The sequence below is a fragment of the Prevotella sp. P5-126 genome, from assembly GCF_002251185.1.
Lineage (GTDB): Bacteria > Bacteroidota > Bacteroidia > Bacteroidales > Bacteroidaceae > Prevotella.
Genome location: NZ_NPIZ01000106.1, coordinates 80,353 through 87,316, shown reverse-complemented (window position 1 = coordinate 87,316; position 6,964 = coordinate 80,353). Strand labels below are relative to the sequence as shown.

Annotated in this window: 7 protein-coding genes; 3 read left to right on the top strand and 4 right to left on the bottom strand. The window is 46.5% G+C overall.

Going from position 1 to position 6,964, the window contains the following annotated elements:
* The 4 genes from CIK90_RS14385 to CIK90_RS12350 form a co-directional block, all read right to left on the bottom strand.
* Positions 1 to 265, bottom strand: a 265-nt coding sequence (locus tag CIK90_RS14385; protein WP_216820916.1) for a hypothetical protein, incomplete at its 3' end; no start/stop codon positions are given.
* 116 nt (positions 266 to 381) lie between these two features.
* Complete coding sequence (locus CIK90_RS12360) at positions 382 to 2,709, bottom strand: transglycosylase domain-containing protein (RefSeq protein ID WP_094390836.1); 2,328 nt, start codon at positions 2,707 to 2,709, stop codon at positions 382 to 384.
* A 138-nt stretch (positions 2,710 to 2,847) separates the two neighbouring features.
* Positions 2,848 to 4,182 (bottom strand): outer membrane beta-barrel protein, encoded by a 1,335-nt coding sequence (locus CIK90_RS12355; RefSeq protein WP_094465662.1) that lies wholly within the window; start codon positions 4,180 to 4,182, stop codon positions 2,848 to 2,850.
* Positions 4,183 to 4,187: 5 nt separating this feature from the next.
* The gene (locus tag CIK90_RS12350; protein ID WP_094390838.1) at positions 4,188 to 4,802 is read right to left on the bottom strand and encodes an RNA polymerase sigma factor; all 615 of its coding nucleotides are present in this window, start codon (positions 4,800 to 4,802) and stop codon (positions 4,188 to 4,190) included.
* Positions 4,803 to 4,954: 152 nt separating this feature from the next.
* Between CIK90_RS12350 and CIK90_RS12345 the strand changes: the two genes are divergently transcribed.
* The 3 genes from CIK90_RS12345 to mnmA all read left to right on the top strand — a co-directional run bounded on the left by CIK90_RS12345 (position 4,955) and on the right by mnmA (position 6,959).
* The gene (locus tag CIK90_RS12345) at positions 4,955 to 5,557 is read left to right on the top strand and encodes a DUF4840 domain-containing protein (RefSeq protein ID WP_094434133.1); all 603 of its coding nucleotides are present in this window, start codon (positions 4,955 to 4,957) and stop codon (positions 5,555 to 5,557) included.
* Between the two features lie 66 nt (positions 5,558 to 5,623).
* On the top strand, positions 5,624 to 5,818 hold the full coding sequence (locus CIK90_RS14000; RefSeq protein ID WP_144007282.1) for a hypothetical protein: 195 nt from the start codon (positions 5,624 to 5,626) through the stop codon (positions 5,816 to 5,818).
* A gap of 55 nt (positions 5,819 to 5,873) precedes the next feature.
* The gene (mnmA, locus tag CIK90_RS12340) at positions 5,874 to 6,959 is read left to right on the top strand and encodes a tRNA 2-thiouridine(34) synthase MnmA (RefSeq protein WP_094390840.1); all 1,086 of its coding nucleotides are present in this window, start codon (positions 5,874 to 5,876) and stop codon (positions 6,957 to 6,959) included.
* Positions 6,960 to 6,964 lie beyond the last annotated feature (5 nt).

Sequence of the window (6,964 nt, the reverse complement as noted above, 5' to 3'; positions counted from 1 at the left end):
TTTTCTGAACTACCAAACTTTTTCGAGAAAAAAAATGCAGATTGCATGAAACTTTTTTGCAGAGATTGATTTCTGTCAAGCCGCAAAACGGGAACTCCTTATTTATTATATATAAAGGACGTGTGGATGCGCACAAATCTTTTTCTTCATTTCCGATGGCTGAAAAAAGCACCCGAAACGCACCAATGCCGCTATTCCTGAATTCCGTTTTTAGAGGGAAGCTTTGCGGAAATGTGCAAAGAACGGGGGAAATTGATTTTTGCAAGGTCACTATTTGAGTCAATAAAGGACTATTATGGTTGCGATGGGGAGTTGGGATAAAAAGCACCCCCAAGAACAATTTCGCTCTTGGGGGCAGTTTTTCTTTATATCACAACGAGACTACTCGAATATATCTTCTATGTTTCCACCGGCATTGAAAGTTGCATCCAAACCACTTTCATCCATTTTGCATGGATTGTAACCTGGTGGCAGATCGAACACGGCTTCGGGTGAATAGCCTAAGCGCTTGTCTGCATAAACACTTTTCATGAAATAAGCCCAAATGGGGAGTGCACCTGATGCACCCTGGCCGATACTGGTCATGGAAAAGTGAATGTCGCGATCATCGCCTCCTACCCAACAGCCGCTAACGAGGTTGGGAGTAATGCCCATAAACCATGCGTCGCTATTATTGTTGGTGGTTCCGGTCTTTCCTCCGACTTCTCCCGTGATATTATACATATAGCGTAATCGTCCACCGGTACCTCCATCAATAACTGCTTTAAGCATATAGAGCATTTTGTGGGCGCTTTCTTCGCTGATGACCTCGTTCATGCGTGGTCGGAACTGTGCCACGACATTGCCTTCATTATCTTCAATGCGTGTTACGAGAAGTGGTGCGGTGCGGATGCCGTGATTGACGAATGCAGTATATGCGCTAACCATTTCTGCCACTGTAATATCGCATGGACCGAGGCAGAGCGACATGGATGGGTGTATTTCCGGATTATTGATGCCATATTCTCGCAACAGGGTTACGAATGCCTGCGGATTGAGTTTACTCATGAGATAAGCCGAAATCCAGTTGTTCGACTGCTGCAATCCCCATTTAAGCGTGACCATTTCGCCATAACGGGAATGGCTGCTATTGCGTGGAGTCCACGGTTTTCCTGCCACCATATAGGTTTGTTGGACATTCGGTGCGAGGTCGCATGGCGAGAATCCATTTTCCATAGCGAGTGAATAGAGGAATGGTTTGATGGTAGAGCCCACCTGTCGTCGTCCTTCCATACACATATCGTATGCGAAATGTGTGAAATTGAGTCCACCTACATAGGCTTTTACGGCTCCGTTTTGGGGGCACATGCTCATGAATCCGCAACGCAGGAACGACTTATAATAGCGTATGGAGTCAAGCGGTGTCATGATAGTATCAACTTCTCCATGATAGGTGAATACCGACATTTCTGTTTTGGTATTGAACGACTTTCGTATCTGTTCCTCAGTAGCTCCCGACTCTTTTAGCACGCGATATCGTTCGCATTGGCGTACGGAGCGCATCAGGATTTTGTTGACTTGCTCCATGGTAAGGTTACCGGAATACGGTGCACTCTTCTTTCCCTTTATCTCGCGGTTGAATGCGGGTTGCAGATATTTTACAACATGTTTATATACGGCCTGTTCGGCATATTCCTGCATACGCGAATCGATAGTGGTATAGACACGTAGTCCGTCAGAATAGAGATTGTACGTTTCACCGTTTTTCTTTCTATTCTTATTGCACCATCCGTAGAGTGGATCGTTCTCCCAGTTGATAGAATCCTGATGGAAGCGTACCATGTTCCATGATGGATAGTCGGAGCGCTCTGGTCTTTTGGCCATCATGTAGCGGCGTAGGTAATCGCGGAAATATACGGCGACGCCATCTTTATGATCGTTGACATGGAAATTGAGTTTGAGCGGTTCTGCAGTATATCGTGCACACTCTTCTTCTGAGAGGTATCCTGCTTTCTCCATCTGTGAAAGTACTACGTTTCGGCGTTCGGTACAACGGTCGGGATGGCGCACAGGATTGAAATAGGATGGGTTTTTGCAAAGTCCGATGAGTACTGCCGCCTCGTTGACAGTAAGGTCTTTTGGTTCTTTACCAAAATATGTACTTGCCGCGGTTTTGATGCCCACGGCATTGTGTAGGAAGTCGAAATAGTTGAGATACATGGAAATAATCTCGTCTTTGGTATAGTTGCGTTCCAACTGTACGGCGATAACCCATTCGATGGGTTTCTGGAGCAGACGTTCGATTACACTATGTGCGGTAGATGAATAGAGCTGTTTGGCGAGTTGCTGTGTAATAGTCGAACCACCTCCGGCACTCTTGTGTCCAAGTAGTCCACGCTTGACTATGGCGCGTCCGAGTGCGAAGAAATCGATTCCAGAATGTTCATAGAATCGCACATCTTCTGTAGCCACCAGTGCTTGGACCAGTGCTGGTGCGAGTTGTGAATAATCTACGAGGATACGGTTTTCACGGTTGTAATTCCATGTTCCCATGATTTTTCCATCGGCACTATATATCTGTGTGGCATAGCGATTGATAGGGTTTTGGAGTTCTTCGATGGGTGGCATATAACCAATCCATCCTTTCGCAATGGCCCAGAAAGCCACTACAGCGGTCAGAACCGATGCTCCAAGGAAAGCCCATAGGCATCGCACAAATATCTTTCTCATTATCAGTTAGTGGTGTTTTTATATTTCTGTGCAAATGTACTGCTTTTTGTTGAAATACGGAAACTTTTCGGTCAATAATCAGCAATACGGCACTTCCAAGGTCGGAAGCGCCGTATTCATCAATCAGAACATTTGTCATTATTTCCAGTTAAACCTTAGTCCCATGGTGAGTCCAAATCCGAAAGGATGTTCCTGATAATAGGTAGGTATCTTTGACCCGTTGTCGAAATGATAATTGACCGTTGGTTCTGCATAGATACTAAACTGCCGGTCGATCATGAATTCGCCTCCGAGTCCACCGTCTATTGACAGTTGGAGTGGACGTATGGTAACTTTTTCACTGGACATGGGGTAGCTTTCACTGTCAGGGTTTGATGTGGCGCATCGGCGTCCACTAACCATTTTCTCGACTGTGCCGCCTGCTTTGGCATAGAAGTGCAAGCGTCTGCTATTCCACAGCGTATAGTTGACATGAAGCGGGATTCCCACATAGTGCAGTTTCTGCTCCATCTGTTGAACATAATGCACGCTCTCTCTGGTGAAATCTGCCGTAAGGCGAGTGTATGAGAGTCCTGCCTCGACACTCCACCGATTGTTGATATAATAACGCATAGATACTCCAAAGCGCAATGGGAAGTGGTGTTTATAGTGTTCCTTTGGTGTAGCCGAAGCCAGTTCGATAGGTCGTAATATATCTGGACCTTTCGCCCCAAAAACCTGAGTATCAGCAGGTGGCGTTGCGTCGTACACGACAAGTTCTCCCCCTTTGTTGCCATCATTAGAGAATCCGTTGGAGAAGAATGCCTGCGCCGTGAGACGTTGGCTGTCACCATAAGCATCGTTGCCATGGGTATGTGAGAGATATTCAGATGTCTTCCGCTCACGTCCCGATACATTGGCAAGCGTGAGGCGGTTGGTTTTCGATGTGACCGGTTGAGTCTGCTCGTCGGTAGGGTTCGAGGCTGTTGCAGCAATCGTTTCAGTTGTTTCAGTTACAGCTTTGGCTGTTGTTTCGTCTGTCGCTGCCACAGCCAACGAGGATTGTTCTGTGTTTGCCACATCCACACGTTCGTCGGTTGTTAATATCCGTCGGGATTCCTTCGGCAACCGTTCGGCTTTCTGCGAATGTTGTTCGGACAGAGAAGCCAACAAGGGTTGACTGTCTGACAGAAGCTGCTTTTCTGTTTTTGCTGACAGCTGAACGCCTTGTTTTTCTGTACCGACAGAAGTCTGAATACTGGACTGCTGCGGGTTGAGGTGCGCTGGATTCCACAACAAACTGACTGCCACGCCAACACACAGGATGCCTACTGCCGCCACAGCTATCCATCGTTGACGGTAGAATACAACTTTCTTGGCTGGGCGCTGCTGTGCTGCCACGACTTGCTCCAACTCATCCCATGACAGGAGGGGAGCTGGCTGCTGATAGTCAGCCATCTTGTCTTGCAATTCTTTTCTCCACTGTTCTTTCATAGAATCTATTGTTGGGTGTTTGTATATTGTCTTATCATTTGTGCCAGCAGATTTTTCGCTCTGCTGAGTTGCGATGCCGAAGAGTCTTTCTTGATGCCCAGCAGTTGGGCTATTTCCTGATGGCTTTTGTGTTCGAAGACGTAGAGGTTGAATACCGTTCGGTATCCCGTTGGCAACCTTCTGACCATCTGTTGTATGACATCGGGGGGAATGTCGTTGACAGGCGGATCGTCTTCTTCCGGCACATCAGCCACGTCCCAGTCTATTGTCTGCCATTCGCGTCGTTTTTCTTCGCGCAGATAGCGTAACGCTTGAGTTATCACTATCTTGGTGGCCCATGCTCGGAGCGACCCTTCGCCACGATACTTAAAATCGGAAACATGGGTCAAGAGCTGCACCATACTGTCTTGCATCACATCTTTCAGACTTTCGCTATCAGTAATATAGCGCGCGCATACGGCAGTTAGCAGTCCACCATAACGGTCGTAGAACACCCTCATCGCTGCGGCATTGCCACAGCGAAGTTGTTCGGCCAACTGCTGTTCGTCTGTATCAGTATAGTGCTTCACGATGTTTTCGTTTCTATCGTTATAAAGTGCAAAAGTGGGAAAAACTTGCATAACTGCAATGGTTATTTTTGTTAAAAGACGTTAACTTATAGATTTTCCATGCAAGTTTTCCGCAACGGCAGTCTTTATGTTGACGGAAAGAGGCACCACGATGGTGTTCTATCGCCAAAGAATTTATTAACAAAACAAATAACAGAAAAGACATGACAACAAAGAAAATTATCACTATGCTGATGGGTTGCATGGCCGCCTTTACCTTTGTGGCTTGCAACAGCGACGATGAACCCGCACGTCTGACACCTGCTGAGATTGCTCAGCGCTACGATGTTATCAAGGGTGTACACGACGGAATGATGGTTTATGCACTTTCGGGCGAAGGCACTTCAAACTACAAGACCGATACTCTTGATGTAAAAATCGACATGTACAGCGACTCTGCTTTCGTAATAAAGAACATTCCTCCCAAGGCTTTCACCGTTAATCTGCCCGATGGCGATCTGAAGACAGCTATGGTGAATGCACAGCCTGTGGATCTGAAGTGTGTATATGGCTTCATGCCTTCTACTCAGATTCAGTTTCTGTTGAACCCCTCTACCATGGAATACCATCTTACCTACGGCGACAAGCCTCACAAGGTTAGAGTAGCATTCTACATCAACAACTATAGTTCGTATGGTCTTTGGGATTCAAGAAAGAACCTGATGTACATGCAGATGGTTGTGGCTGGTGTATTTGAAGACGATAGCAACACCAACAAACTGTCGAAAAACCAGGTTGGTCTGATGTTCTATACCAAGAAGAAATAAAACTCATCACTAATACTGAAAAACTTACACTGTTGTCACCGGTCGCAGACACGAATCTGCTGATCGGTGACTTTTTTTGTAGCCCGTCATATTCCCATGCAGGCCAAATACATCCAAAACGACCAGTCAATCCCCCATCTACCTATCCATCGAGGCAAAGGCCGGCAAGCTGCCCTGTCACCTACATACAACCCCAATCCATCAATCGGGCAAGTGGATATGATCAATATCATGCAGAAATACCAAAGAAGAAAAAGATGAAAAAAAGATGGAAGAAACGATGGATAACTCATCTTTAATATGTAACTTTGCACACATGAATATAAAAGAACTACAAGGAAAACGCATTGCCGTGCTGCTCTCAGGAGGAGTAGATAGTTCGGTAGTGCTCCACCAACTGGCTCAGCAAGGATTGCACCCCGATTGCTTCTACATCAAAATCGGTCCTGAAGAGGAAGAAGAATGGGATTGTTCGTCGGAAGAAGACTTAGAAATGGCCACAGCCGTAAGCCATAAATACGGTTGTAAACTCGAAGTAATAGACTGTCACAAAGAATACTGGGAACAAGTGACCACCTACACCATGGATAAAGTAAAGGCAGGACTGACACCCAACCCCGACGTGATGTGCAACAGACTCATCAAGTTTGGAGCCTTCCACGACAAGCGTGGCAAGGACTATGACCTTATCGCAACAGGTCACTATGCACAGACAGAAATAGACAGCGAAGGAAGAAAATGGCTCACCACAAGTCCTGATCCGGTAAAAGACCAAACAGATTTTCTTGCACAGATATATGACTGGCAATTGAAAAAGGCACTCTTCCCCATTGGACACATGATGAAGGAAGAGGTGCGCGAAATTGCAGAAAGAGAACATCTGGTAAACGCAAAGCGCAAAGACTCACAAGGCATCTGCTTCTTAGGTAAGATCAACTACAACGACTACATACGCAGATACCTCGGAGAAAAGCCAGGCGAAGTGGTCGAACTGGAAACAGGAAAGCGCATCGGACAGCACCAAGGACTATGGTTTCACACCATCGGACAGCGCCACGGACTGGGTTTCGGAGGCGGACCATGGTTTGTGGTTAAGAAAGACGTAGCAGAAAACATACTCTATGTCAGCCACGGATACGATCCCAAGACTGCATACAAGCAGGATTTCAGAGTGCATGATTTCCATCATCTCACACTCCCACTCGATCCACAGCAGACCCATATTACCTTCAAGATACGTCATACACCAGAATACCATCCCGCCACTATCGAGCATGAAGGCGAAGGACAATTTACCGTACACTCCACACAACCCATCCACGGAGTGGCACCAGGACAATTCTGCGTTATCTACGACGAACAGCACCACCGCTGCTTGGGATCGGGAGAGATAACCGTATGAAAATA

Bases quoted from the DNA above. Each gene is read 5' to 3' on its own strand.
- CIK90_RS12360 (WP_094390836.1), bottom strand. From the start codon at position 2,709: ATGAGAAAGATATTTGTGCGATGCCTATGGGCTTTCCTTGGAGCATCG.
- CIK90_RS12350 (WP_094390838.1), bottom strand. From the start codon at position 4,802: ATGCAAGTTTTTCCCACTTTTGCACTTTATAACGATAGAAACGAAAAC.
- CIK90_RS12355 (WP_094465662.1), bottom strand. From the start codon at position 4,182: ATGAAAGAACAGTGGAGAAAAGAATTGCAAGACAAGATGGCTGACTAT.
- CIK90_RS12345 (WP_094434133.1), top strand. From the start codon at position 4,955: ATGACAACAAAGAAAATTATCACTATGCTGATGGGTTGCATGGCCGCC.
- mnmA (WP_094390840.1), top strand. From the start codon at position 5,874: ATGAATATAAAAGAACTACAAGGAAAACGCATTGCCGTGCTGCTCTCA.